The sequence below is a fragment of the Thioalkalivibrio sp. ALE10 genome (assembly GCF_000381385.1).
Taxonomy (GTDB): domain Bacteria; phylum Pseudomonadota; class Gammaproteobacteria; order Ectothiorhodospirales; family Ectothiorhodospiraceae; genus Thioalkalivibrio.
Window position 1 is genome coordinate 1 of sequence record NZ_KB906458.1, and the last position, 25,501, is coordinate 25,501.

Annotated in this window: 25 protein-coding genes and 1 tRNA gene; 21 read left to right on the top strand and 5 right to left on the bottom strand. The window is 66.4% G+C overall.

What is annotated here, in order from left to right:
* A partial coding sequence (locus tag F788_RS0112165) for a type VI secretion system Vgr family protein (protein ID WP_019590336.1) occupies positions 1–1,823 on the bottom strand: 1,823 nt, incomplete at its 3' end.
* Between the two features lie 234 nt (positions 1,824–2,057).
* On the opposite strand from F788_RS0112165, the gene recA reads away from it, so the two are divergent.
* The 7 genes from recA (at position 2,058) to F788_RS0112200 (ending at position 9,176) form a co-directional block, all read left to right on the top strand.
* Positions 2,058–3,107, top strand: a complete 1,050-nt coding sequence (gene recA, locus F788_RS0112170) for a recombinase RecA (RefSeq protein ID WP_019022264.1) — start codon at positions 2,058–2,060, stop codon at positions 3,105–3,107.
* Positions 3,088–3,579 carry a regulatory protein RecX gene (locus F788_RS0112175; protein WP_019590337.1) on the top strand — a complete coding sequence of 164 codons (492 nt, stop codon included), beginning with the start codon at positions 3,088–3,090 and terminating at the stop codon, positions 3,577–3,579. The genes recA and F788_RS0112175 overlap by 20 nt, the downstream gene beginning before the upstream one ends.
* A gap of 303 nt (positions 3,580–3,882) precedes the next feature.
* Positions 3,883–4,173 (top strand): GIY-YIG nuclease family protein, encoded by a 291-nt coding sequence (locus tag F788_RS0112180; RefSeq protein WP_018871233.1) that lies wholly within the window; start codon positions 3,883–3,885, stop codon positions 4,171–4,173.
* A 577-nt stretch (positions 4,174–4,750) separates the two neighbouring features.
* Complete coding sequence (alaS, locus tag F788_RS0112185; RefSeq protein WP_019590338.1) at positions 4,751–7,366, top strand: alanine--tRNA ligase; 2,616 nt, start codon at positions 4,751–4,753, stop codon at positions 7,364–7,366.
* A gap of 91 nt (positions 7,367–7,457) precedes the next feature.
* Positions 7,458–8,708, top strand: coding sequence for an aspartate kinase (locus F788_RS0112190; protein WP_018871231.1), 1,251 nt, complete (start codon positions 7,458–7,460; stop codon positions 8,706–8,708).
* Positions 8,709–8,770: 62 nt separating this feature from the next.
* Positions 8,771–8,974: a carbon storage regulator CsrA gene (gene csrA / locus F788_RS0112195; protein ID WP_019022261.1), complete on the top strand. Its 204-nt coding sequence runs from the start codon at positions 8,771–8,773 to the stop codon at positions 8,972–8,974.
* 111 nt (positions 8,975–9,085) lie between these two features.
* Positions 9,086–9,176: transfer RNA gene (locus F788_RS0112200), tRNA-Ser, on the top strand.
* Between the two features lie 71 nt (positions 9,177–9,247).
* Here the strand turns inward: F788_RS0112200 and F788_RS0112205 are convergent.
* From F788_RS0112205 to flgA, 4 genes are all read right to left on the bottom strand, one after another.
* Positions 9,248–9,964, bottom strand: coding sequence for a flagellar brake protein (locus tag F788_RS0112205; protein WP_019590339.1), 717 nt, complete (start codon positions 9,962–9,964; stop codon positions 9,248–9,250).
* A gap of 80 nt (positions 9,965–10,044) precedes the next feature.
* Positions 10,045–10,527, bottom strand: coding sequence for a flagella synthesis protein FlgN (locus tag F788_RS0112210; RefSeq protein ID WP_018945704.1), 483 nt, complete (start codon positions 10,525–10,527; stop codon positions 10,045–10,047).
* Between the two features lie 4 nt (positions 10,528–10,531).
* Positions 10,532–10,849: a flagellar biosynthesis anti-sigma factor FlgM gene (gene flgM, locus F788_RS0112215; RefSeq protein ID WP_018871227.1), complete on the bottom strand. Its 318-nt coding sequence runs from the start codon at positions 10,847–10,849 to the stop codon at positions 10,532–10,534.
* A 92-nt stretch (positions 10,850–10,941) separates the two neighbouring features.
* Entirely contained in the window at positions 10,942–11,610 is a 669-nt protein-coding gene (gene flgA / locus F788_RS0112220; protein ID WP_019022257.1) for a flagellar basal body P-ring formation chaperone FlgA, read from the bottom strand.
* Between the two features lie 223 nt (positions 11,611–11,833).
* Between flgA and F788_RS0112225 the strand changes: the two genes are divergently transcribed.
* The 14 genes from F788_RS0112225 to F788_RS0112290 all read left to right on the top strand — a co-directional run bounded on the left by F788_RS0112225 (position 11,834) and on the right by F788_RS0112290 (position 25,474).
* Positions 11,834–12,763 (top strand): chemotaxis protein, encoded by a 930-nt coding sequence (locus F788_RS0112225; RefSeq protein ID WP_019590340.1) that lies wholly within the window; start codon positions 11,834–11,836, stop codon positions 12,761–12,763.
* Positions 12,764–12,958: 195 nt separating this feature from the next.
* Positions 12,959–13,774, top strand: a complete 816-nt coding sequence (locus F788_RS0112230; protein WP_019022256.1) for a protein-glutamate O-methyltransferase CheR — start codon at positions 12,959–12,961, stop codon at positions 13,772–13,774.
* Positions 13,775–13,962: 188 nt separating this feature from the next.
* Positions 13,963–14,370: a flagellar basal body rod protein FlgB gene (gene flgB, locus F788_RS0112235; RefSeq protein ID WP_019022255.1), complete on the top strand. Its 408-nt coding sequence runs from the start codon at positions 13,963–13,965 to the stop codon at positions 14,368–14,370.
* A 21-nt stretch (positions 14,371–14,391) separates the two neighbouring features.
* Positions 14,392–14,814, top strand: a complete 423-nt coding sequence (gene flgC, locus F788_RS0112240) for a flagellar basal body rod protein FlgC (protein ID WP_019570794.1) — start codon at positions 14,392–14,394, stop codon at positions 14,812–14,814.
* Between the two features lie 10 nt (positions 14,815–14,824).
* Complete coding sequence (locus F788_RS0112245; RefSeq protein WP_019570795.1) at positions 14,825–15,520, top strand: flagellar hook assembly protein FlgD; 696 nt, start codon at positions 14,825–14,827, stop codon at positions 15,518–15,520.
* A 34-nt stretch (positions 15,521–15,554) separates the two neighbouring features.
* Entirely contained in the window at positions 15,555–16,811 is a 1,257-nt protein-coding gene (gene flgE / locus F788_RS0112250; RefSeq protein WP_019590341.1) for a flagellar hook protein FlgE, read from the top strand.
* A 35-nt stretch (positions 16,812–16,846) separates the two neighbouring features.
* The gene (flgF, locus tag F788_RS0112255) at positions 16,847–17,587 is read left to right on the top strand and encodes a flagellar basal-body rod protein FlgF (protein ID WP_019570797.1); all 741 of its coding nucleotides are present in this window, start codon (positions 16,847–16,849) and stop codon (positions 17,585–17,587) included.
* 43 nt (positions 17,588–17,630) lie between these two features.
* Entirely contained in the window at positions 17,631–18,419 is a 789-nt protein-coding gene (gene flgG, locus F788_RS0112260; RefSeq protein WP_019022250.1) for a flagellar basal-body rod protein FlgG, read from the top strand.
* A gap of 4 nt (positions 18,420–18,423) precedes the next feature.
* Positions 18,424–19,125, top strand: a complete 702-nt coding sequence (gene flgH / locus F788_RS0112265; protein WP_019590342.1) for a flagellar basal body L-ring protein FlgH — start codon at positions 18,424–18,426, stop codon at positions 19,123–19,125.
* Between the two features lie 60 nt (positions 19,126–19,185).
* Positions 19,186–20,361, top strand: coding sequence for a flagellar basal body P-ring protein FlgI (locus tag F788_RS0112270; RefSeq protein WP_026332781.1), 1,176 nt, complete (start codon positions 19,186–19,188; stop codon positions 20,359–20,361).
* Positions 20,361–21,437 carry a flagellar assembly peptidoglycan hydrolase FlgJ gene (gene flgJ / locus F788_RS0112275; RefSeq protein ID WP_026332782.1) on the top strand — a complete coding sequence of 359 codons (1,077 nt, stop codon included), beginning with the start codon at positions 20,361–20,363 and terminating at the stop codon, positions 21,435–21,437. Before F788_RS0112270 ends, flgJ begins: the two co-directional genes overlap by 1 nt.
* Positions 21,438–21,496: 59 nt before the next feature.
* Positions 21,497–23,401 carry a flagellar hook-associated protein FlgK gene (gene flgK, locus F788_RS0112280; protein WP_019590345.1) on the top strand — a complete coding sequence of 635 codons (1,905 nt, stop codon included), beginning with the start codon at positions 21,497–21,499 and terminating at the stop codon, positions 23,399–23,401.
* Between the two features lie 66 nt (positions 23,402–23,467).
* Positions 23,468–24,721, top strand: a complete 1,254-nt coding sequence (gene flgL / locus F788_RS0112285) for a flagellar hook-associated protein FlgL (protein ID WP_019590346.1) — start codon at positions 23,468–23,470, stop codon at positions 24,719–24,721.
* A gap of 54 nt (positions 24,722–24,775) precedes the next feature.
* Positions 24,776–25,474: a hypothetical protein gene (locus F788_RS0112290; RefSeq protein ID WP_019590347.1), complete on the top strand. Its 699-nt coding sequence runs from the start codon at positions 24,776–24,778 to the stop codon at positions 25,472–25,474.
* Positions 25,475–25,501: the final 27 nt, after the last annotated feature.

The window sequence follows — 25,501 nt, forward strand, 5'->3', positions numbered from 1 at the left end:
CCGGCTTCGAGGGTGATCTCGGCGCCGGCGTCGAGGACGATCTTCGTGCCGGCGGCGTGGTGGATCTCCCGTCCGGCCTCGACGAGCTGGGCGGTGCCGAAGCGCTGGTGCAGGGTGCCGTCGACGGTGAGGTGCTGGTCGGCGGCGGTGTGTTCGCGGCGTTCGCCCTGGACGGTGAGGTGTTCGTTGCCGCGGACCTCGGCGAGGCGGTCGCCGTGGACGCCGAGGTGGCTGTGGCGTTCGATGGTCTCGCTGCGGTCGTTGCGGGTGATCAGGTCGAGGTCGCGCTGGGCGTGGAGGTGGATCTGTTCGGCGTCGCGGGCGTCGTCGAAGCGCAGCTCGTTGTAGCCGTCGGCCTGGTGGCTGCGGGTGCGCAGCACGGAGCGGGTCTTGTGTTCGGGCAGCGGGTACGGCGGGGGGTTGTCGCCGTCGTGCACGGCGCCGGTGACCACGGGGCGGTCGGGGTCGCCCTCGAGGAAGTCGACGATCACGGCGTGGCCGATGCGCGGGAGCAGGACGCTGCCGTAGCCGGGGCCGGCCCAGGCCTGGGCGACGCGGATCCAGGCGCTGGCGTGTTCGTTGTCCTCGGCGTAGCGGTCCCAGGGGAAGCGCAGCTTTACTCGGGCGTGTTCGTCGCAGTGGATCTCCTCGCCCTCGGGGCCGACGACGCGGGCGATCTGCGGGCCGTCGACGCGGGGTTTCTGGTCGGGGTGGTACGGCGGGCGCCAGTCGCGGTCGGCGGGGACGAGGGTGACGTGGTTGTGGAGGCGGGCGACGCCGTCGCGCTCGGCCGGGTCGGTGTCGCCGAGCAGCACGGCGTCTTCTTCCAGGGCCTGGGGCTGGTGGCCCTCGTGGAGGGCGCCGACCACCTGCCAGTCGCGCCGGCGTTCGCCGCTGTCGTGGCCGTCGAGGGTGAAGCGGGTGCCGGGGCGCAGCTCCGGCAGGTCGCTCTCGATCTCGGCGGTGTGGGCGTCGGCGCGCAGCTGCTGCAGGCGCACGCGGGTGAACGCGGTGGCCTCCGGGTCGCGCTGGAAGCGACCGGGGAAGTCGTAGTGTTCGTAGGCCTCGACCGGGGTGTCGAGTGCTTCCTCGTGCAGGAGCCGGCGCCGCGGGTTGCGGAAGTAGCGGTCCTCGAGGGTGGCGCGGTGCGGGCGCAGGCGCGCGGTCTCCTGCAGGCGGTGGATGTGGCGCTCGTCGGCGCGCCCACCGGCGCGCGGGCGGCAGGGCCGCTCGCCGAGGTGGAGCAGGCCGCGGTGGGTGTCGGAGAAGACCGGGCGGTGGCCGCCCGCGGGGTCGTCGTCGAACTCGTGGAAGTAGCGGATGCCGAGCTCGGCGGCGAGGCGGTGGATGAAGTCGAGGTCGCTCTCGCGGTACTGGACCAGGTACTCCCGCGGTTCGGGTGCGTTCAGGATGTTGAAGGCGGCGTCGCCGATGCCGTGCTCGGCGAGCAGGGTGTGGATGACGTCGAGCGGGTCGGCCTGCTGGAAGATGCGGGCGTTGCGCCGCAGGGCAAGGCGCCACAGCGCGGGGCGGACGACCAAGCGATAGGCGGTGCGGCGGGCGCCGGTGCGCCCGCGCTCGAAGTCGGTGACGATGCCGTGGACGCGGCGGGTGACCTGGCCGTCCTGGTGGATGGCCAGCGCCAGGTCCTGGTCGATCCAGTCGTCGGGGTCGAGATCGGGGCTGGGGTGGACCAGATCCAGGCTCAGGGTGAAGGGCCGGGACAGCGCCTCGTCGAGGGTGAAGCGGGTAACGGCGGGCAGGGTCTCGGGGTCCACCCCCGCACGCGCGAGGGTGAAGAACAGTCCGTTGCGAGAAGGCATTAACCACTCCGTGGTTCAGTCCAGGGTCAGGGCGTAGTTTGTCGGAAAACCCTCCCGTATGTGTTGTTGCTGGTCAAGGTGCATGAGTCACAAAAGAAGTGGGGGGGAGGATCTCGGGGGCAGAGGTGGGGGAGGTTGCTTCGGGGTGAGTTCCGATGTCTTTGGGTCCGCCCCCTGCCTGTGGGATACTCCCGCACCTAACCGCCCGAGCATTATCCATTCCGGAGGCAAACCGTGGACGAGAATCGCAAGAAGGCCCTGACGGCCGCGCTGGGTCAGATCGAGAAACAGTTCGGCAAGGGTGCCGTGATGCGCATGGGGGACCGCCAGGCGGTGGATGTGCCCTCGATCTCCACCGGTTCGCTGGCGCTGGACGTCGCGCTGGGCATCGGCGGCGTGCCGCGCGGGCGCGTGGTCGAAGTCTACGGGCCGGAATCCTCGGGCAAGACGACCCTGACCCTGCAGGTGGTGGCCGAGGCGCAGAAGGCCGGCGGTACGGCGGCGTTCGTGGACGCCGAGCATGCGCTGGACCCGACCTATGCCGAGAAGTTGGGCGTGAACGTGGATGATCTGCTGGTCTCGCAGCCGGATACCGGCGAGCAGGCCCTGGAGATCGCCGACATGCTGGTGCGCTCCGGCGCGGTGGACGTGGTGATCGTCGACTCGGTGGCGGCGCTCACGCCCAAGGCCGAGATCGAGGGCGAGATGGGCGATTCGCACGTCGGTCTGCAGGCGCGCCTGATGTCGCAGGCGCTGCGCAAGCTCACGGCCAACATCAAGCGCTCGAACACGCTGGTGGTGTTCATCAACCAGATCCGCATGAAGATCGGCGTGATGTTCGGCAGCCCGGAAACCACCACCGGCGGCAACGCGCTCAAGTTCTATTCCTCGGTGCGCATGGATATCCGCCGCATCGGTGCGATCAAGAAGGGCGACGAGGTGATCGGCAACGAGACCCGCGTGAAGGTGGTGAAGAACAAGATGGCGCCGCCGTTCAAGGAGGCGCATTTCGAGATCCTGTACGGCGAGGGGATCTCGCGCGTGGGTGAGCTGATCGAGATGGGCGTGAAGGAAGGCCTGATCGACAAGGCCGGGGCCTGGTACAGCTACAACGGCGAACGTATCGGGCAGGGCAAAGAGAATGCCCGGCAGTTCCTGAAGGACAACCCGGACAAGGCCGAGGAGCTCGAACGCAACCTGCGCGAGCGTTATCTGCCGTCGGCCGGCGGCAAGGGTGCGGACGACGCCGAGGCCGCGGTCGAGGATGCCGAAAGCCCGTCGTAAGGGCGGGGCGCCGGTCGACCCGGCCGATCCCGAGGCGGCCCTGGAGGCCGGGCTCAAGCTCCTGGTGCGGCGCGAACACGCTGCACCGGAGCTCGCGCGCAAGCTGGCGGAGCGCGGCTTCGAGCGGGACGCGGTGGATGCCGCACTGGAGCGTGCGCGCGAACTGGACTACCTCAACGAGACCCGTTACGCCGAGTCCATGGCGCGCCACCGGGTCGGGCAGGGCTATGGCGAGCAGCGCATCCGCGCCGAGCTCGCGCACAACGGGATCGATGGCGACACCGTGAGCCTCGCCATCGAGGCGCTGGAGGTCGACTGGGTCGAACAGGCCCGCGGCCAGCTCGAACGGCATTTCCGTCAACCCCCCGAGGCCCGCGAGGACGAAGCGCGCATGCTGCGCCACCTGGCCGGTCGCGGTTTCCCCGGCGATGTCGCCCGGCGGGCCCTTGCAGCGTGGAAGGACGATCCCTGACGGATTGCCACGGCCCCTTCGGGGCCTCGCAATGACAGGTTTCCGGGCTTGTCGGGGCCGGTTGGGTTCCCGCCATTGTGAGTGGTTCCCGTCATTGCGAGGAGCGACGCGACGAAGCAATCTCCGGACGTGGCTCGCGTTTGGGTTCCGGACGGTGCCGGCGGATTGCCACGGGTCCTTCGGACCCTCGCAATGACGGTGTCGATGTCGGGCGGATCCGCGCGCGGACCGTTGCCGGAATGAATGGCCGAAAAGGAGTCTCGGCCGCCAGGTATCAATCTCCAGTCGCCCAGGGAGGGAGCGATGAAACAGCCCTGTGTCTACATCATGAGCAACCGCCGTGGCGGGACCCTTTACGTAGGTGTGACCAGCAATCTGGTGCAGCGGGTCTGGCAACACCGGTCAGGGACGGTGTCCGGATTCACCAGCCGCTATGGTCTGCATCGGCTGGTCTGGTTCGAGAGCTGCGAGGAAATGGCCTCCGCGATCGAGCGCGAAAAGCAGCTCAAGGCGGGGCCACGCCGCAGGAAAGTGGCTTTGATCGAACAGGTGAATCCGGAGTGGCGGGATCTGTTTGACGATATTGTGGGTTGAAGGCGGTGGGGGCGTTGCCGATTGCCACGGCGCCTTCGGGGCCTCGCAATGACGTTGTTGGGTACCGTTGCTGATTCGGCACGATGACGTGTTCCCCGCACCGCCGTTGCGACGTGTTCCCCGTCCCGCCGTTGCGACGTGTTCCCCGTCCCGCCGTTGCGATGTGTTCCCTGTCCCGTCATTGCGAGTCGCGCAGCGACGAAGCAATCGGCTTGGGCGGGCCCCCTCCGGGCACCGGGCGAACCTTCCGCGATTGCTACGGCCCCTTCGGGGCCGCGCAATGACGGCGTCCTTTCCCGTTATGGGCGACTTGCGATGACGGTGGTGATATCCGGTCCGGGCTGCCCGGGATGACGGGGTCTTTCGGGTCCGGAGTGCTTGCGGTGACGTCGCCCTGGCGTGTCGCGGGCTTCTCCCGATGACCATGAACGGGTCCCGTCGGAATGTCCGGTTCGCTGCCCCATCGGCCAGGGGGCTGGCCTTCTGCAGCATGGCCCGAGGCCGCAGGCGGCAATACGCGGGTCCGGGGCGAGCGTGATACGATTCCGCTTTTGACCCCATACCCGACCGGACACGCATGAAGAGCGCCGAAATACGCCGGAGTTTCCTCGATTTCTTTGCGCAGCACGACCATACCGTGGTGCCGTCCAGCCCGTTGGTGCCTGCCAACGATCCCACCCTGCTGTTCACCAACGCGGGGATGGTCCAGTTCAAGGATGTGTTCCTCGGCCGCGAGAAGCGCCCGTACAGCCGCGCGGCGACCAGCCAGCGCTGCGTGCGCGCCGGCGGCAAGCACAACGACCTGGAGAACGTGGGCTACACCGCCCGGCACCACACGTTCTTCGAGATGCTGGGCAACTTCTCGTTCGGGGACTATTTCAAGCGCGATGCGATCCACTACGCCTGGGATTTCCTTACCGACGTGCTGGGCCTGCCCCCCGAGCGGCTGTGGGTTACGGTCTACGAGACCGATGACGACGCCTATGACGTCTGGGCCAACGAGATCAAGGTCCCGGCCGAACGCATCATCCGCATCGGCGACGATCCGGACGGTGGCTCGGACAACTTCTGGCAGATGGGCGACACCGGGCCCTGCGGTCCCTGCACCGAGATCTTCTATGACCACGGTCCGGAAGTGGCGGGCGGACCGCCCGGTTCGCCGGATGAAGATGGCGATCGCTACATCGAGGTCTGGAACCTGGTGTTCATGCAGTACGACCGCGATGCGGACGGCACGCTGAATCCGCTGCCCAGCCCGTCGGTGGATACCGGCATGGGCCTGGAGCGTCTGTCGGCGGTGCTGCAGGGCGTGCATTCCAACTATGAGATCGACCTGTTCCAGGATCTCATCGCCGCGGCGCGGCGGGTGACCGGCGCGCAGGAAGCCGATTCCGCCTCGCTGCGCGTGATCGCCGACCATATCCGGTCGATCGCGTTCCTGATTACGGACGGCGTGCTGCCCTCCAACGAGGGGCGCGGCTATGTGCTGCGGCGCATCATCCGCCGGGCGGCGCGTCATGGCTTCCAGATCGGCTCCGAGGTTGCGTTCCTCTACCGCCTGGTGCGCCCGCTGATCGACACCATGGGCGAGGCCTATCCCGAGCTGGTCAAGGCCGGCGAGCAGGTGGAGAAGGTCCTGGAGAAGGAGGAGCGCAAGTTCCTCGAAACCCTCGACCACGGCATGAAGATCCTGGAAGAGGACCTGAAGGATCTCGAGGGACGGGTGATCCCGGGCGAGACCATCTTCCTGCTCTATGACACCTACGGCTTCCCGGTGGACCTGACCGGCGACATCGCGCGCGAACGTGGCCTGGAACTGGACATGGCCGGTTTCGAGGCGGCGATGGAGAAGCAGCGCGAACGTGCCCGCGCGGCCTCCCGCTTCAGCATGGATACCGGCAACCTGCCGGGGCTGGAAGACCACACGACCGAATTCTGCGGGTATGAATACCTGGAGGGTGAGGGCCGCGTGCTGGCGCTGTTCCGCGAGGGCGAGGCCGTGGAGCGCCTGGAGGTCGGCGAAGAGGGCATCGTGGTGCTCGACCGCACGCCGTTCTACGCCGAGTCCGGCGGCCAGGTGGGCGACATCGGCACCCTGTCGGGCTCCGGCGTGCGCTTCCAGGTGCAGGACACCCGCAAGCAGGCCGCGGCGCATCTGCACGTGGGCCAGGTCCGCGCCGGCACCCTGGAGGTCGGTCAGAGCCTGTCCGGCTCGGTGGAGGGGCCGCGGCGCGAGGCCATCAAGCGTCACCACTCCGCCACGCATCTGCTGCACAAGGCCCTGCGCGACCAGCTGGGCGATCACGTCCAGCAGAAGGGCTCGCTGGTGGACTCCGAGCGCCTGCGGTTCGACTTCACGCACATGGAGCCGCTGACCACCGAGCAGCTGAAATCGATCGAGGATCAGGTCAACGCCGAGATCCTGGCGAACGAGGCCACCGACACCCGGATCATGGACATCGACTCGGCCATGGAGTCGGGTGCCGTGGCCCTGTTCGGCGAAAAATACGGCGACGAGGTGCGGGTGCTGAAGATCGGTTCCTCGGTCGAGCTGTGCGGTGGCACCCACGTGGAGCGCACCGGCGACATCGGGCCGTTCCGGATTACGGTGGAAGGCGGGGTCGCCGCCGGGATCCGCCGCGTCGAGGCGGTGGCCGGCGAGGTGGCCCTGCGCTGGATGGACCAGCAGCTGGGGCATCTGGATGCGGTGGCGGACCGCCTGCGGGCCGGCCGCGCCGACGCCCCGGACAAGGTGCGTCAGCTGCAGGAGCGCAATCGCGAGCTGGAGAAGGAGATCGAGCGCCTGAAGGGCAAGCTCGCCAGCCAGGCCGGCGACGATCTCTCCAGCCGCGCGGTGGAGGTCGACGGCCTGAAGGTGCTGGCGGCCCCGGTGGAGGGCGTGGAGCCCAAGGCCCTGCGCGACATGGTCGATCAGCTCAAGCAGAAGCTCGGCCGTGCCGTGGTGGTGCTGGGCACCGCCACCGAGGAAGGCAAGGTCTCGCTGGTCGCCGGGGTCACCAAGGAGGAAACCGACCGGATCCGCGCCGGCGATGTGGTCGGGCGCGTGGCCGCTCAGGTCGACGGCAAGGGCGGTGGCCGGCCGGACATGGCCATGGCCGGCGGGCAGAGCCCCGATAAACTCGAGGCGGCGCTGGCCTCGGTGGAGGACACCGTTCGCGAATTGCTGGGCTGACCAAATTCCGGATTGGAAGGGCGGGTTTGCTTTGGATGCATCCCGATTTCGTGTTTAATGCGCCGCCTTCGGGCCGGACAGGGATTCTGCAATGGCGTTGCTGGTACTGAAATTTGGCGGCACCTCGGTCGGGACGACCGAACGCATCCGGGCGGTGGCCGAACGCGCGCTCCATCTGCGCGAGGAGGGCCATCAGCTGGTGATCGTGGTGTCCGCGATGAGCGGCGAGACCGATCGCCTGCTGGGGCTGGCGAACGAACTCAACCCGCGGGTCGACGGGCGCGAGCTGGATGTCCTGCTGTCCACCGGTGAGCAGGTCACCATCGCCCTGCTGGCGATGGCACTGGAGGCGAAAGGCTGTCCGGCGCGCTCCTATACCGGTGCCCAGGTGACCATCCGGACCGATAGCGCCTACAACAAGGCGCGGATCCGCAGTATCGACGACGCCCGCGTGCGTGATGACCTGGAGGCCGGCCGCATCGTGGTCGTGGCCGGCTTCCAGGGCGTGGACGAGGACGGGGCGATCACGACCCTGGGGCGTGGTGGCTCCGACACCACGGCGGTGGCGCTGGCCGCGGCCTTGAAAGCGGACGAATGTCGCATCTATACGGATGTGGACGGAGTCTACACCACCGATCCGCGACTGGTGCCCCAGGCCCGGCGCCTCGAACGAGTGACCTTCGAGGAGATGCTGGAGATGGCGAGCCTCGGTTCGAAGGTGCTACAGATCCGGGCAGTGGAATTTGCGGGCAAGTATAACGTCCCCTTACGTGTCCTTTCGTCGTTTGGCGAGGGACCCGGGACACTCATCACCACGGAGGAGGATGCAGCGGTGGAACAGGCGCTGGTCGCGGGAATCGCGTTCAATCAGAACGAGGCGCAGCTGACGGTGGGCGGCGTGCCGGATCAGCCCGGGGTCGCGCATCGCATCCTCGGGCCGGTGGCGGATGCCAACATCGAGGTGGACATGATCGTGCAGAACGTCGGCGAGGACGGCCGCACGACCGATTTCACCTTCACCGTGCATCGCAACGACTACGAGAAGGCGCTGGAACTGCTGCAGGGAGCAGCGGACGAACTGGGCGCCCGCGAGGTCTCGGGCGACGTCCATATCGTCAAGATCTCGGTCGTGGGTGTCGGCATGCGGTCGCATGCGGGTATTGCCAGCCGGATGTTCGAGGCCCTGTCGCGGGAAAACATCAACATCCGGATGATCTCGACGTCGGAGATCAAGATCTCGGTGGTCGTGGACGAAAAATACCTCGAACTGGCGGTGCGTGCGCTGCACGATGCCTTTGAACTCGAAGAGGAGCCAGCCGGTCTACCAAAGGAGCAGGGGTGACGACTCAATCAACGGATTCCGGGCGACCGACCTCGTCCGACACAGGTACTGTGGAGAAAAGCATGCTCATACTGACGCGTCGGGTGGGGGAGACCCTCATGATCGGCGATGACGTCTCCGTCACCGTTCTGGGTGTGAAGGGCAACCAGGTCCGGATCGGCATCAATGCGCCCCCGGACGTGGCGGTTCATCGCGAAGAGATCTTTCAGCGGATTCAGGACGAAGATTCGGAACACGGCTCCGGCGACAATCGCGGGAACGAGTGACGTCCGACGCTGCGATCTCCGCGTGGCCCGAATGAAGTTAAAATCATCAATTCGGGGCCGCGCGGGCTTTCATTCCGCAGCGTGAATCCGTATCCTCTGCACCGCAGTCACGGAGAGTTGGCCGAGTGGTTGAAGGCGCTCCCCTGCTAAGGGAGTATGGGTCAAAAGCCCATCGAGGGTTCGAATCCCTCACTCTCCGCCAGAACGCAAAAGGCCCGCACGGCAAGTGATGCTCGTGCGGGCCTTTTTTGTGGGCACGCAAGCCGGGGTCGGTCAGTTCATCGCGCGGCGGCGTTCCTCACGCTGATAGAACAGCAGGGCGACGTTGATGGCACGTTCCAGGCGGGCCGACATCTCGATGATCGCGCAGCCAGCATACGAATGGCCTTCGCGAGTGGAAGGGCGCGAGTTGGCCAGTTTGACGGCGCCGGAGACCCTTTCCTGCACGTCCGGGAGCAGCAGGTTGGTGAATTCCAGGCGGCTGCCATAGGGGATCTCCTGCAGCACTTCATTCGGCAGTTCCACGCACATGCCTTCGGCCGAAAGGTCCACCACCGATCCCTCGATCGGTTCTTCGTGCATCTCGCCCTGGATCTGCAGGGTCGGGCGGTTGCTCAGGGGGATATGAACGCGGAAGGTCTCGCGACGCTGCAGGTATTGCAGTTCGGCGGGATACGGACACTCGTAGAGGTCTCCCGGCGATTCGCTCACGATCTGGCGGACCTCGGTGGTAAACCGCACGGCCACGCCGCGCAGGGTCGCGAAGACGCGCAGGGGCTGGCCGGGCCGGATCCGCTGGTGGAGGGAAGGGGGTTGCAGCTGGTCGAGGTAGAGACGTCGTGCGTCGGCATCCAGACGAATCAGCGCCGAGGTGTACAGCGGGCCGCTTTCTTCCAGGCGGATACTGACCAGCGTCAGGCCATGGTCCAGGTCGCGCAGTATCTGGCCGATGCGTTCCGGGGTGTTGACGGTATAGTCGTTGTCATCCATGAGGGCACGTCGCGTCCGAAGTGGGTTCGCGCATCATACACCCTGTGACGGAGTTCACGCCTTTCCGGTCCAACTCGGGCTCAGGCGCGGGTGATGGTCTGGCCGGTGGTACGGCGATGACGGGCCTTGCCGTAGGGGTCGTAGGTCGTGGCCGGTCCGTTGTCTTCGCCACGCAGGATCTGCATGGACATCTGGACCCGGCGCTGGTTGCGTTCGATCAGCCGGGCGTTGCCCTGGTTGAGTTCGTTGCAGCGTTCGATCGTCGCCCGCAGCGCCTGCCAGCGGTCGTTGAGGTGCTCTCCTCCCTCCAGACGCGCGAACAGCCGCGCTACCCCTTCCGGGGTGAACTCGGCACCGCGGGCTTCGATCCATTGCTGCTGTTTGCGGGTTTCGGTTTCCAGTGCCTGCAGCAGTTCCTGCTTGCGCTGGACCGCGGCCTGCAGCCGATCCGGTTCGCGTGACTCAATGGCCCGGGTTTCCTCCAGCAGGATATCCTCCAGCCGTTGTCCGAGACGGATGGATTCCTCCAGGGAAGGACGGATTCCGGTTTCGTCGGTCACCACCGGATCACCGCAGCAGGCCTTCGATTTCCATCATGCGATCGGCCAGTTCCTCGTTGTCGATCGGGTAGTTCCCCTGAGCGATCGCCTCGCGGATCTCGGCCACCTTCGCCTCGTTGAACGGCGCGGCCTCGCTGGCTTCGCCGCTGCCGTTCATGGCCTGGGCGGCACCGGTCAGGGTGACGGCGTCGCCGCTGGCGGCATCGCCATTGCCGGCGCGATCCACCCCGTTACCGCCGGTGCGGGCGTCGTCGTCACGGCCGCGGACCCCGCCGTTCTGGCTGTCGGGGCGCAGGCCATTGATGTTGGGGCCTTTGATATCCATGACTTTGTCCTGTCGTTTGACTGGTCTGGCTCGTGTATCGGCCGGAATGCCCGAAACTGTAGGGTCGGTTGCGGGATTTCCGTCACATTTTACTACAGGGCGACGCGAACCGTGCCCGATGGCTGGACCTCGCCCTCGATCTCGCGTCCGGAGGAGGTGTTGCGCACGCGGATCCAGTCGCCGGCCGTGGCGTCTTCCAGGGCTTCGCCCTGCATGCGGATAGTGACGCTGCCGCTGCTGGCGAGGATGGTAACGCGCTGGCCGCGCTGGATCACCTGACGTTCATTAACGTGCTGCTGGCCGATGACCTGGCCCTGGCGAATCGCGCGGCGGGTCTGCAGACCGACCACCTCGGATGCGTCCTCGAAATAATGGCTGGCCTGGCGCGACGTCTCGATGCGCTCCATGCGCAGATCGCCCGGCCCCAGGGTCTGCTGGCGCGACAGATTGCGGCGGGCCACCACCACCTCGGCGTGGCGTTCCACGGTGGCCGGAACGTACACCGACCAGGTCACCGGCCCGGGACAGCGGATGTTGACCGCGGTATTGCCCCTCGGGCGGCCGCCGGGCGGCAGCGAGGCCTCCAGGGGTTCTTCGCAGCGCTTGAGGCGCAGGCGGTCGTCGACATGACCGAGTTGCACCTCCACATCGTCGCCGTTGTGGTCCCCCAGCTGCTGGTGCAGGAACCGTTCCGCGCTGTCACGAATGTTCTGCACCGGCTCGATCTCCGCTTGCGCGGTCGGGGCGAGGAGCGCGAGCATCAGAAGAAGCGCACCCCCGCTGCGGCCCGGGCTGCGGTACGGGAGCAAAGCCTGTAACTTGAAAAGGTGCATGTCCGGTCACCGTTGACCCTGTGTCTTCGTGACGGAATACATGCAGCTTCTGTGCCATGGCATCCGGCGCCTGTCCTGCGCGTCCGATGCGTGGTTCAAGCTCCCGCCGGCGCGGCCGTTAGCAGGGAGAACAACCCAGGGGGCGAGAACCGTGAGTCAGTTTATTGACGACGTGAACCAGCGCACGCAGATGGTCGGGCAGAACCGGATGGAGCTTCTGCTGTTCTATCTGGGCGGCACGCAGACCTTCGGGATCAACGTGTTCAAGGTGCGCGAGGTGGTTCCGCTGCCGCAGTTGCGCCAGATTCCCGGGTCCGCCGGGGTGGTGCGGGGGGTCACCACCCTGCGCGACAAGACCGTGCCGATCATCGATCTGGCGCGGGCGATGGGCATGCAGTCGACGCGGGCCGGGGCGGACGGCCAGCAGAAGGTCGTGGTGACGGAGTTCAATCGCTCGGTGCAGGGCTTCATGGTGTCGGCGGTGGATCGCATCGTGAACGTCAACTGGGACCAGGTGAAGTCGCCCCCGCGCGGCACCGGGCGCGAGTCGTTTCTGGTGGCGGTCACTGAACTCGACAACAAGCTGGTGGAGATCATCGACGTGGAGCGCGTGCTGTCGCTGGTCAATCCGTTGCCCACCGAGGTGTCGGAAAGCGTGCGTTCCGCGGTGGCCGAGCAGACACCCGAGCGTCGGGAAATCGTCATCGCCGACGACTCGGTGGTGGCTCGCCGCCAGATCGAAAGCGCCATCCAGGGGCTCGAGTGGCCCTACGTGCTGTGCAAGGACGGGCGTGAAGCCCTGGATTACCTGGAGGCGAAAGCCGCCGAGGGTCCGATCCACGACACGGTCGAGCTGGTGATCTCGGATATCGAAATGCCGCGCATGGATGGTTACACCCTGACGGCAAAGATCCGCGAGAACGACCGGCTGCGGCCGCTGCGGGTGCTGCTGCATTCCTCGCTCAGCGGCGAATTCAATACCGACATGGTGCGTCGGGCCGGTGCGGATGCGTTCCTCTCCAAGTTCAACCCGGACGAACTGGCCAGTGCGGTCCTGGAACAGATCAACAAGACCGCCTGAGATGTCGGTGGTTGCCGGGGGCGAACGAGTGCCGGCCCGGCCGGGGCGGGTGGCCGGCGCTTGCCGCCCCTTTGCAGGCTGCGGACTCCCGCAAGGCCGCCTCGAAGCCCTATACTGTGGCGGCATGGAATCATCGAACCGAACAACCAGCGGACGGCGGACGGGCCCGGCACGCGTCAAGGCGGAGATGTGTGCGTGATCGATTCCCGTGACTACGAAGAATTCGCGCGCTTTCTCTCCGAGTGCTGTGGCCTGGTGCTGGGGGACAGCCGCCAGTACCTGGTGTCCAGCCGGCTGTCCCGCCTGCTGGATGAATTTGGCTACAAGGACGTGCCGGAACTGCTGCACGCGCTGCGCAAGGCGCCCAGCCCGAAGCTGCGCACGCGCGTCATCGATGCGATGACCACCAACGAAACCTCCTGGTTTCGCGACGGTTTTCCGTTCGAGATCCTGCGCCACGTGATCCTCCCGGAGCTGGCGTCCACTCGGTCGTCGATCAAGGTCTGGTCGGCCGGGTGTTCCAGTGGACAGGAGCCCTACAGTATCTCGATGGTGGTCTCGGAATGGGAGGCCTCGCGCCCGCGCCGGGTGGTGCCCGTCAGCATTCTCGGCACGGACCTGTCCGAGGGCGTGCTGGAAGACGCCCGCAAGGGAGTCTATGACGGTCTGAGCATCGTGCGCGGGCTGAGCGAGTCGCGGCGGTCCCGGTTCTTCCAGACCGTGCCCGAGGGGCACAAGATCATCCCCGAGGTGCAGCGCCGCTGCCGGTTCCAGAAACTCAATCTGGTCGACAGCTACGCGGCGCTGGGCAAGTTCGACATCGTGTTCTGCCGTAACGTCCTGATCTATTTCTCCGCCGAGACCAAGCGTCAGGTCCTTGACGGTATTGCGAAGCAGCTCAACCCCGGTGGCTATCTGTTTCTTGGCGCTTCCGAGACGGTCGGGCCCTACAGCAAGGCGTACGAAACCGTGCGCACCGAGTACGGCTCGGTCCTGCGGCTGAAGGGCTGAACCCCTCCACGCCGGGCCTGCAACGGGCCCGGCGCTCGTTCCCTGCGCGGTGATTCGCCGCGTGGCCGGCCGCGTGCCGGTGTCCCTCCCTATCCTTTTTCCCCTTTTGCCGGCAGCCAATGGCACGGCGATTGCATCGTCGTGGTCAGGCAACGGATGCCCGCCATGCGCGGGCCGGACGGAACGGGATGAGCATATCGCTGGACAAGGCGCTCGGGATTCTGCCGGAGTCGGTGAACCTGCGTTCGCAGCGCATGGAGGTTCTGAGCTCGAACATCGCCAATGCCGACACCCCCGGCTACAAGGCGCGCGACCTGGATTTTCGCAGCCAGCTGGAGGCGGCTTCGGGTGGTGGTGGCCAGCTTCAGCTCAGCCAGACCCGCGCGGGTCATCAGGATCCGGGGACGGCTGCCGCGGGCACCGGGGCCGAGCTCAAGTACCGCATCCCTTCGCAGCCGTCTCTGGACGGCAATACCGTGGATCCGCAGATGGAGCGGGCGGCGTTCGCCGAGAACTCGGTCAAGTACCAGAGCAGCCTCGAATTTCTCAATCGCCGGGTTTCCGGCATTCGCGATGCCTTCCGGGGCAATCGCTGAACCTGACGGGAGGCCACTGCCGTGAGTGATCTGTTCAATCTGTTCAATACCTCGGCTTCGGCGCTGACGGCACAGTCGGCGCGGCTGAATACGGTGTCTTCGAACCTGGCGAACGCCAACACGGCGGCCGGCAGCGCCGAGGAGGCCTATCGCGGGAAACACGTGCTGTTCCAGGCAGCGATGGACCAGGCCAGCCGCGACGGTACCGCGACGCCGGTGCGGGTGGCCGGGATCGAGGAGTCGGATGCCGAGCCGCAGATGCATTACGAGCCCCATCACCCGAAGGCAAACGACGATGGCTACATCTTTCGCCCGGCGGTCAGCGTGGTCGAGGAGATGGCCAACATGATGTCGGCCTCGCGCAATTACGAAGCCAACGTTGAAGTCATGGACACCACCCGCCAGTTGATGATGCGCACGCTGCAGATGGGCGGACAAGGCTAGGAGACCGGAAATGAACGGACTGACACCCGACATGCTGGAAGGGGCGGGGATTCGCACTGACCGCCAGGCCCAGCGAGACCGTCAGGAGAAGGAAGGCGGGCCGGATCAGCTGGGACAGGAGGACTTCCTCAAGCTGATGACGACCCAGCTGCAGAACCAGGACCCGTTCGAGCCGATGGAAAACGGGGACTTCATCGCGCAGATGGCGCAGTTCTCCAGCGTCACCGGGATCCAGCAGCTGAACGAGTCGTTCGAGGGCTTCGCCCAGTCGATGGGTCAGAACCAGGCGGTGCAGGGCGCCAACCTGGTCGGCAAGGATGTGCTGGTGCCGGTGGAGTTCGGCCAGCTGGGCCCCGAGGGCGGCATGAGCGGAGCGTTCGAACTGGGGGCCTCGGCCGAGTCGGTGGAGGTCGAGATCATGAACGGGGCCGGCGAGCGCGTGCGGCGCATGAATCTCGGCGCGATGGGCGCCGGGCTGCAGGACTTCCAGTGGGATGGCCTGACCGACAACGGCCAGCGCGCGCCGGCCGGGGTCTACGAGGTCCGGGCGACCGCGCGCAGCGGGGAGCGCACCGAATCGCTGGAGACCTTTCTTAACCAGCGCGTGGACAGCGTCTCCATGGGCGGGGAGAAAAACGGCCTGGCACTGAATGTGCAAGGTGTGGGCGAGATCGATTTTTCGGACGTACGCCGGATTTCCGGCTGACGCCCGACACAAAAAACAACCGGAGGAACGGAACATGCCCTTCAACATCGGATTGAGCGGACTGAACTCGGCCCAGGCCGACCTGGACGTGACCGGCAACAACATCTCCAACTCGGGGACCACCGGGTTCAAGCAATCACGTGCCGAATTCGGGGATGTCTATGCGCAGTCCTTCGGCGGGACCGCGCAGACCGCCACCGGTGCCGGGTCGCGCCTGCTGGCGGTGACCCAGCAGTTCACCCAGGGGCAGACCGAGTTCACCGAGAACGGCCTGGATCTGGCGATCGACGGGGAGGGGTTCTTCCAGCTCAATGACGGCGGCAACACGCTCTACTCGCGCGCCGGCGAGTTTCAGGTGGATCGCGAGGGCTTCCTGGTGAACAGCCAGGGCCAGAACCTGCAGGGATACATCGCCGAAGACGGTGATACCGATCCCGCCGATCTGGGTGGAACCCCGGACAACCTGCGGCTGCAGACCGGCGAGGGTTCGCCACAGGTGACTTCCCGGATCGATGCCCGGCTGAACCTGCAGTCCGATGCGCCGGTAATCGACGATGGCTTCGATACCGATGACGGCGTGGCCGTCCCCGAAAGCTACAACTTTTCCACTTCGCTGACGGTGTACAACGGCCAAGGCGAGGCCCAGGACGCGGAGGTCTATTTCACCAAGACCGATGACAACGAGTGGGAGGTCAACGTCGCGGTCAACGGTGAAGTGGTCGAAGATGGGGATTTCCCCGCGCAGCTGCTTTTCGGTAGTAATGGTGAGCTGGTGGATGAAGATGGCGACCCTCCGGATGAGGAGGACGTAACCTTCTCTTTCTCTCCCGGCGGTAACTTCGAGGACGATGATGAGGTCTCTATCGTTTTCGATGGGACGACCCAGTACGGGTCCGACTTCGGTGTCAGCGATCTCAATCAGAACGGGTTTGCCCCGGGCACGCTGACCGACATCGATATCGACAACGAGGGCGTGGTGTTCGCCCGCTACAGCAACGGGCAGTCGGACGTGCTGGGCCAGGTGACGCTGGCCAACTTCGACAACCCGCAGGGCCTTGAGCAGCTGGGCAACAACAACTGGGCGGAGACCTTCGCCTCAGGCGGACCCACGGTGAACGCGCCGGGTGCGGGCGGTACCGGGCAGATCCAGGCCGGGGCCCTGGAGGCCTCCAACGTGGATATCGCTCAGGAGCTGGTGAACCTGATCACGGCCCAGCGCAACTTCCAGGCCAATTCCCAGACCATCTCCACGGCCGACACCGTGACCCAGACCATCATCAATATCCGCTAGGGCGGTAACCGGAGGATCCTGCGGGAGGCCGAACCATGGACCGTTTTCTCTACATCGCGATGTCGGGGGCCCGGGAGGTCGAGCACGCCCAGGCCGTCAACAATCACAACCTGGCGAACGCCAATACCGACGGCTTCCGGCAGGCACTTGCCACCGCGGACACCGTCCCGGTGCGCGGCCCGGTCTACGACACGCGCGATTACGTACAGGTGGGGAACGAGGCGGCCGACTTCTCTCACGGGACGCTGCGCAGTACGGGGCGTGATCTGGACGTGGCCATCCAGGGCGAGGGCTTCATCGCCGTGCAGGGGCCGGACGGGCAGGAAGGCTACACCCGCGCCGGCAACCTGCAGGTGGACGGCTTCGGTCTGCTGCGCACCGCGGACGGGATGCAGGTGATGGGTGACGGCGGGCCGATCGCGATTCCGCCGGCGGAGAAGGTGGAGATCGGCACCGACGGGACCATCAGCGTCCGGCCCCAGGGCGCCCCGGCGGATGCCCTCGCGGCGGTGGAGCGCATCCGTCTGGTCAATCCGGATGTCGAGGATCTCGAACGGGGCGAGGACGGACTGTTCCGCCTGCCGGACGGTGAAGAGGCCGCGGCAGACGCGGACGTGACGCTGGTATCCGGCACGCTCGAGAGCAGCAACGTGAACACCGTCGAGGCGCTGACGCGAATGATCGAGCTGTCGCGAACCTTCGAGACCCAGATCAAGATGATGGACACCGCCAACACGCTGGAACAGAGCAGCAACCGGCTGCTCGGCATGGGCTGACCGGGATGATCCCGACGCGGCCCCGACTGACAGGAGAAACGCCATGAACCAGGCACTGTGGATCGCCAAGACCGGACTCGACGCGCAGGACACGCGCATGTCGACCGTGGCCAACAACCTGGCCAACTCGAGCACCACCGGCTTCAAGAAGGACCGGGCGGTATTCGAGGACCTGATCTACCAGACCGTGCGCCAGCCGGGCGCTCAGGCCACCCAGGACCAGCAGCTGCCCTCGGGCCTGCAGATCGGCACCGGCGTGCGCACGGTCAGCACCGAGAAGATGTTCGAACAGGGCAACCTGCAGCAGACCGAGAACTCGCTGGATGTCGCCATCGAGGGGGACGGTTTCTTCCAGGTGCTGATGCCCAACGGCGACATCGGCTACACCCGCGATGGCAGCTTCCAGGTGAATTCCGACGGCCAGGTGGTGATGTCCAACGGCTATCCGCTGCAACCGGGCCTGTTTGTCCCGGATGATGCCGAGTCGATCGACATCGGCAAGGATGGCACCGTGACCGCGCGCATTACGGGGCAGGCCGAACCGGTGGACCTGGGGCAGATCCAGCTGGCGGACTTCGTGAACCCCGCCGGCCTGGAGGCGGTGGGCGAGAACATCTTCAAGGAGACCGCGGCCTCCGGGGTGGCGCAGCAGGCCAACCCCGGGCTCAACGGCGTGGGCACGGTGATCCAGGGCTCGCTGGAGACCTCCAACGTGAATATCGCCGAGGAGCTGGTGAACATGATCGAGACCCAGCGGGCCTACGAGGTCAACTCCAAGGCGATCTCCAGCGCCGACCAGTCGCTGCAGTTCATCAACCAGACCATCGGGTGATCGCATGAACCGCGCGACGCTTCCCCTCGCTGGCTGGCTGGCTCCGCTGGCCCTGGTCTTGCTCGGCGGCTGTGCCAGCATGCCGCACGACACCACCCCCGGCGATGCGCCCGAGTATCACGCCGTGCAGCCGCCGGAACCGGTCCCGCAGGCCCAGAATAACGGCAGCATCTATCAGGCTTCGCATTCGCACGGCCTGTTTACCGATCCCAAGGCTGCCCGGGTCGGCGACATCCTGACCGTGGTCCTGGCAGAGAGCACCGACGCGCAGAAATCGTCGTCCACCAGCACCAGCAAGGATTCGGACCTGGATCTGGGCAATCTCGAGGCCTTTGGCGGCGAGGCGACCCGCAGCGGGCGGCCGCTGTTCGGGGTGAGTAATAACAGCTCGCGCGGCTTCGACGGCGGCGGCGATTCGAGTCAGAGCAACCAGCTGGAGGGGGAGATCACGGTCACCGTGGCCGAGGTCCTGCCCAACGGCAACCTGGTGATTCAGGGCGAGAAATGGCTGGGCATCAACCAGGGCGAGGAATACGTGCGGCTGCGCGGGATCGTGCGGCCGCAGGACGTCAATGCCGACAACACGGTGCTGTCGGGACAGGTGGCCGACGCCCGCATTTCCTATGGCGGCAGCGGGTTCATTGCGGACAGCAACACCCCCGGGTGGATCACCCGTTTCTTCAACAGCCCGCTGTGGCCCTTTTAGGACGAGGTGGACATGAACGCACAAACGCGCAACGGGTTTCGTGAGGGGATCCGCGAACGGATGCGTCAGGTCGCGTGGCTGGCGGGCTCCGCCGGTCTTTTGGTGGCCCTCGGGCTGCAGGGTGCGGCCGCGCAGACCGCGATCCAGCAGCAGGCCATGGCACAGCAGCCGAACCACGGCGGTTCGGGCATCGTCGAGCGGGTGAAGGACCTGGCCAGTGTGTCGGGCGTGCGCCAGAACCAGCTGATTGGCTACGGCCTGGTGGTGGGGCTGGACGGCACCGGTGACCAGACGACCCAGACCCCGTTCACGGTGCAGAGCCTCAACAACATGCTGACCCAGCTCGGTCTGACCCCGGACGAGGGGGCCAACCCGCAGCTGCAGAATGCCGCGTCGGTGATGGTAACCGCGGACCTCCCGCCATTCGCCAAGCCGGGCCAGGAGATCGACGTAACGGTGTCGTCCATGGGCAATGCCGATTCGCTGCGCGGGGGCACCCTGCTCATGACCCCGCTGAAGGGTGCCGATGGCGAGACCTACGGCATCGCCCAGGGCAACCTGATCGTCGGCGGGTTCGATGCCGAGGGCGGCGACGGGTCCAGCATCACGGTCAACGTGCCGAGTGTCGGGCGCATCCCCAACGGGGCCACGGTGGAACGTGAGGTGCCGACCGCGTTCGCCTCCGGCGATACCGTGACCCTGGATCTCAACCGGCCCGATTTCACCACGGCCACGCGCCTGACGGAGACGGTCAACGAGACCTTCGGCGCGGGTACCGCTCGGGCGCTGGACGGTTCGTCGGTGCAGGTTCGGGCGCCGTCGGATCCCAGTCAGCGGGTCAGCTTCGTCGCGGAACTGGAAAACCTGCCGGTGGAGCGCGGCGAGGCCCCGGCCCGAGTGATCGTCAACTCGCGCACCGGCACCGTGGTGATCGGTTCCAGCGTGCAGGTATCGCCGGCGGCGGTGTCGCACGGCAGTCTCACGGTGACCATTACCGAATCGCCGGAAGTGGTGCAGCCGCTGCCGCTGGCCCCGGGCGAGACCGCGATCCAGCCGGAGACCGACATCGCGATCGAGGAGGAGAACAACCCGATGTTCCTGTTCGACGCGGGGACCTCGCTGGACGAGATCGTGCGTGCGGTGAACAACGTCGGGGCGGCTCCCAGCGACCTGGTGGCCATCCTGCAGGCCCTGCGCGAGGCAGGCTCGCTGCGGGCGGAGCTGGTGGTGATCTGATGATCGGGCCGAGCGGAGAAAGCCGGATGCAGGCGCAGTCGGCGATGGCGTCCGATCCGTCGGGGCTGCACGAGCTTTCACGAGCCGCGCGCGGCGGGGGTCGCGAGGGCATGGAAGCGGTCGCGCGCGAGTTCGAGGCGATGCTGGTCGGCCAGATGCTCAAGCAGATGCGCGAGGCTTCGCTGGGCGACGGGATCTTCGAGAACGAACAGACCGAAATGTATCAGGAGATGTTCGACCAGGAGGTCGCGCGCTCCGTCAGTCAGGGTGAGGGTCTCGGGCTGCGCGAGGCGTTGATCCGTGACATGGAGCGCAATGCACCCACCGATCCCGAGGTCCTGCACGATCCGGAACGCCAGCAGAACCTCGAGGCGCCACGGCGCAACGAGAGCCTGACCCCCATGCGGCCGCGCGAGGACGGGGAACGGCCCGCGGCGCCTGCGAATGCGGCGAATGCGGTGGATGGGGCAGGCCCGGGCGCGACTGCGGAACAGGCCGGGGCGGGCGACGTGCCGCGGTCGATGCCGGAGGCGGCCGGCGGCCCCCGGGTCGACTGGCCGCCGCGCAATCCGGACGAATTCCTGGAAAAGCTCGGGCCGGCGGCTGAACGGGCCGCGGCCGAGCTGGGTGTGGATGCATCGGTGCTGCTGGCGCAGAGCGCGCTGGAAACCGGCTGGGGGCAGCATGTGCCCAGCCGTACGGACGGCGAGCCCAGCTTCAACCTGTTCGGCATCAAGGCCGATCGTTCGTGGAGCGGGGAGTCGGTCTCGGTGGGTACCCTGGAGTACCGCGACGGTGTGGCGCAGCGCGAACAGGCGCGTTTCCGCGCCTATGACGATCCGGAACGCTCGTTCGCGGACTACGTCGACTTCATCCGCAGCAATCCGCGCTACGAACGGGCCCTGCAGGCAGGCGACGACGCGACCTACGTGCGCGAACTGCAGGCCGCGGGTTATGCCACCGATCCGCGCTATGCGGAAAAGATCCTGGATCTGCGTGACCGGGTGGCGCAGGCCCGCGAGCCGGTCCATGCTCAAGTCTCGGCCGGCGCGGCCGATAACCCGGTCGAGGGGTGAAGCATGCATAACACGGATCGCGTACAACAGGGTTCCCACCGGCCACGGAGGATGGCGTCATGAGTTCCCTCAACATCGGGACGTCGGGGCTGCTCGCGTATCAGCGGGCGATCAGCACCACCAGCAACAACATCGCCAATGCCTCCACCGAAGGCTACTCCCGGCAGTCGACCTCCCTGGCGAACCGGCCGCCCCAGTTCCTGGGCGGCAACTTCCAGGGGCAGGGGGTGCAGGTCGACAACATTCGCCGGATCTCCGACGAATTCGTGAACCGGCAGCTCACTGATGCGACTACCGCCGCCGCCGGCGCCGAGACCCGGGTGCAGATCGCCAACCGCATCGACAACCTGCTGGCGGACGAGGCCTCGGGGCTGCAGCCGGTGCTGCAGAGCTTCTTCGCCGCGGCCCAGGACGTCAGCAGCGACCCGACTTCCAGCGCCGCGCGTGAGGTGTTCCGCACCGAGGCGGAATCGCTGGTCGAACGCCTCGGCTCCATCGACAGCCGCCTGCAGGAGCAGCGCGACATCGTCAACAACCAGATCAAGACCGGGGTGCAGGAGGTCAACGACCTGGCCGAGTCGGTGGCCGACGTGAACCGTGCCATCGTCTCCGGCTCTACCCAGGGATCACCCAACGATCTGCTCGACCAGCGCGACCGCCTGGTCAATGAACTGGCGGAAAAGGTGGACGTGCGCACCGTGGAGCAGGATGACGGCGCGCTGAACGTGTTCGTCGGCAATGGCCAGTCCCTGGTATTGGGCGGAGATGCACGGGAGCTGCGCGCCGAGCCGCTGTCAGGGGCCCCCGACCAGCTGGATATCGGCGTGCCCAGCGGCGACGGCACCGCCAGTATCTCGCGGTTCATCCAGGGCGGCGAGCTGGGGGCCCTGCTGGAGACGCGCGGTGGCCTGATCGACGAGGCCCAGAACACCCTCGGCCAGATCGCCCATTCCCTGGGTGACAGCTTCAACCAGCAGAACCAGCTGGGTCTGGACCTCAACGGCGAGCAGGGCGGGCCGATCTTCTCACTGGGCGAGCCACAGGTGTGGGGTGTTGGGGACCCAAAGCCGGAAGCCAATCCCGAGGTGAGCATCGCCGATGCCTCGGCCCTGACCACCGACGGCTATCGTTTGCTTCCCCAGGGAGGCGGGGAATATCAGGTGCGGCGTGTCTCGGATAACTCCGTCGTAGACAGCCTGGATTCGGCAGATGGCGTCCACCAGGTGGAGGGGCTCGAAATCGATGTCAGTGATCTGGATGACACGGGTGAATGGTTGATCCAGCCGACCCGCAGCGGCGCCAGCCAGATGGAAGTCCTGATGCAGGACGGCGACGAGCTCGCCGCCGCGGCGGCGCTGCGGGCCCGGGAGGGCGACGGGAATCAGGGTGATGCCACGGTGACCTCGATCGCGGCTACGGATCCGGATTCCGAGGCTTTTGATGAAGATTTCGAGGGTACCGAGGAAGACGGGCTGGAGATCACCTTCGACGGGACCGAGTTCGAGCGAGGGGACGGCGGCACCATTGATATGGAAGAGGTGGATGATGGCGTCTACCGGGTCAGCGGCGACGGCTGGGAGATTGAGGTCCGCGGCACTCCCGAAGATGGCGATACGTTCCAGGTGTTCACCAACGAGAACCGCGAAGGCGACAACCGCAACATGCAGGCGATGAACGCGCTGGCCGAGGAGGACCTCGTCGAGGGGCGGCGCAATTTCGGTGACGCCTACAACAGCCTGATCGCCAGCGTCGGCACGCAGACCCGTCAGGCGCAGGTGGCGGAGGAGTCGGCCAGTGCCCAGCTCGATCAGGCGCGGGAGCAACGCGAGGCGGTGTCCGGCGTGAACCTGGACGAGGAGGCGGCGGACCTGCTGCGTTATCAGCAGGCCTATCAGGCGTCGGCGCAGGTAATCCAGATCGGCAACAGTCTGTTCGACAGCCTGCTGGGCGCGGTGCGCGGCTGATGGGCCCGCATCCGAACGGCGGTGTACAGAAGTTGACGGGATGCCACGGCATCCGGGGATGAAACGATGCGTGTATCGACGACCCAGATCTTCCAGACCGGAATCGACCAGATCCAGCGCAATCAGGCGGAACTCAACCGCACGTCGCTGCAGCTGGGCTCGGGGGAGCGCATCCTGACGCCCTCCGATGATCCGAGCGGGGCGACCCAGACCAACCAGTTCGAGCGGATCATCAAGGCCACCGAGCAGTACCAGCGCAACATCGACAATACCCAGCCGCGGCTGCAGCAGCAGGAATCCCTGATGCAGTCGGGAACCGATGCCCTGCAGCGGGCGCGCGAGCTGGTCATCGCCGGCAACAACGACAGCCAGACCGACGAGACCCGGCGCTACCAGGCGAACGAGCTGCGCCAGCTGCGCGACGAACTGTTCGAGATCGCCAATACCCGCGATCCCAACGGCGAGTACATCTTTGCCGGGACCAATTCGCTGGAGCAGCCGTTCAAGCAGGATGGCGAGGGGACGGTCCGCTATGAGGGTGCCGAGGGCACCGGCAGCGTGCGTGAGGTCGAGATCTCGCCGACCCGCACGGTTCCCGTCGGCGATACCGGCGCGGACGTGTTCATGAAAATCCCGGAGAATGACGGCCGGGTCACCGCCGAAATTGGTGGCGAAAATGGACTCGGAGACGGCAGCTCGCTGGTGATCGACAAGGCCGAGGTATACGACGTGCGCGAGCTTGATGGGAACGATTACACCATTCGGTTCGAGGAAGTCGGTGGCGAGATGACTTACAGCCTCCGCGATGTTGATGGCGACCTGGTGCTGGACGAGGATGATGAACCAGTTTTGAGTGAGGAAGCGTTCGTTCCGGGCGAATCCATTGACTTTTTCGGGCGTTCGGTGACGATCAGCGGAGACCCGGTCGAAGGTGACGAGGTGCTCTCGCGTCCGGCGGGCAACAAGGACATCTTCTCCACCCTGGATGACATCATCGCCGCGCTGGAGGACGGCACCGGTACGCGGGAGAACCGGGCCAACCTGGCCACCGCCACCAATACGGCCCTGGCCGACATGGATGCGGCGCTGGAAAACTTCAACGAGGTCCGGGCCGACCTGGGCTCGCGGCTGAAGACCATGGACGACCAGACCGAGCTCAATGAGGACCGGCTGCTGGATCTGGAGACCGCCGTTTCGGAGATCCGCGATCTGGACTATGCCGAGGCGATCAGCCGCTTCAACCAGCAGCAGGTGGCCCTGCAGGCGGCACAGCAGACCTACAGCGAGACCAGCCGGCTGTCGCTGTTCGATTTCATTTGACGCGCCGCGAGCCCGGGCCGATGATGCCGGCGGACCTTCCTCGAGATCCCTGACATGGCTCAACGCGATTCCTCCGGCAAGGGTGTGGCCGGCTCCACCGGCCGCCCGCCGCGCTATCTTCTGATCCTGCTCGGCCTGGCGATCATCTGGGCGGGCTTCTGGGGCTGGGTGCAGTTGCAGTCCGGCGAGCCGAAGTCCGTGGAACTGGATGTTGTGGAGCAGGAGGCGCTGGACGAGAAGCTGGAGGCCCTGGAACGCACGCGCGAACCGGCGCGGCCGCGCCCGGATGCGGATCGCGGCGAGGCCATCGTGGACCTGGACGATCCCGATGCCGAACCGCTGGTGCCCGAACTCTATGAAGAAGAGCCGGCTGCCCGGCGCATCGCGTTCTCCGAGCGCGAACTCAACGCCCTGATCGCCCGTGATCCGGACCTGGCCAACCGGGTGTCGGTGCGGCTGACGCCGGGGCAGGTCAGCACGCGCGTGCGCGTGGATGTCCCCGCGGACGTACCGCTGCTGGGCGGGCGCACACTGAACGTCAATTCCGGCGTGCATTTCGAGACCACCGAAGACGAAGGCGTGCGTGCGCGCCTGGTCGGGGTCAGCGTGGCCGGGATCCCGCTGCCGGATGCCTGGCTGGGCGGACTGAAGGACGAGGACCTGCTGGCCCTGGAGCCGTTCCGGGGACTGGGCGCCGGGATCGAGTCGGTGGAGGTCGACGAGGGGGCGATGACCCTGCAGCTCGCCCCCTGACTCTTCCGGCCCGGACGGATCAGGCCC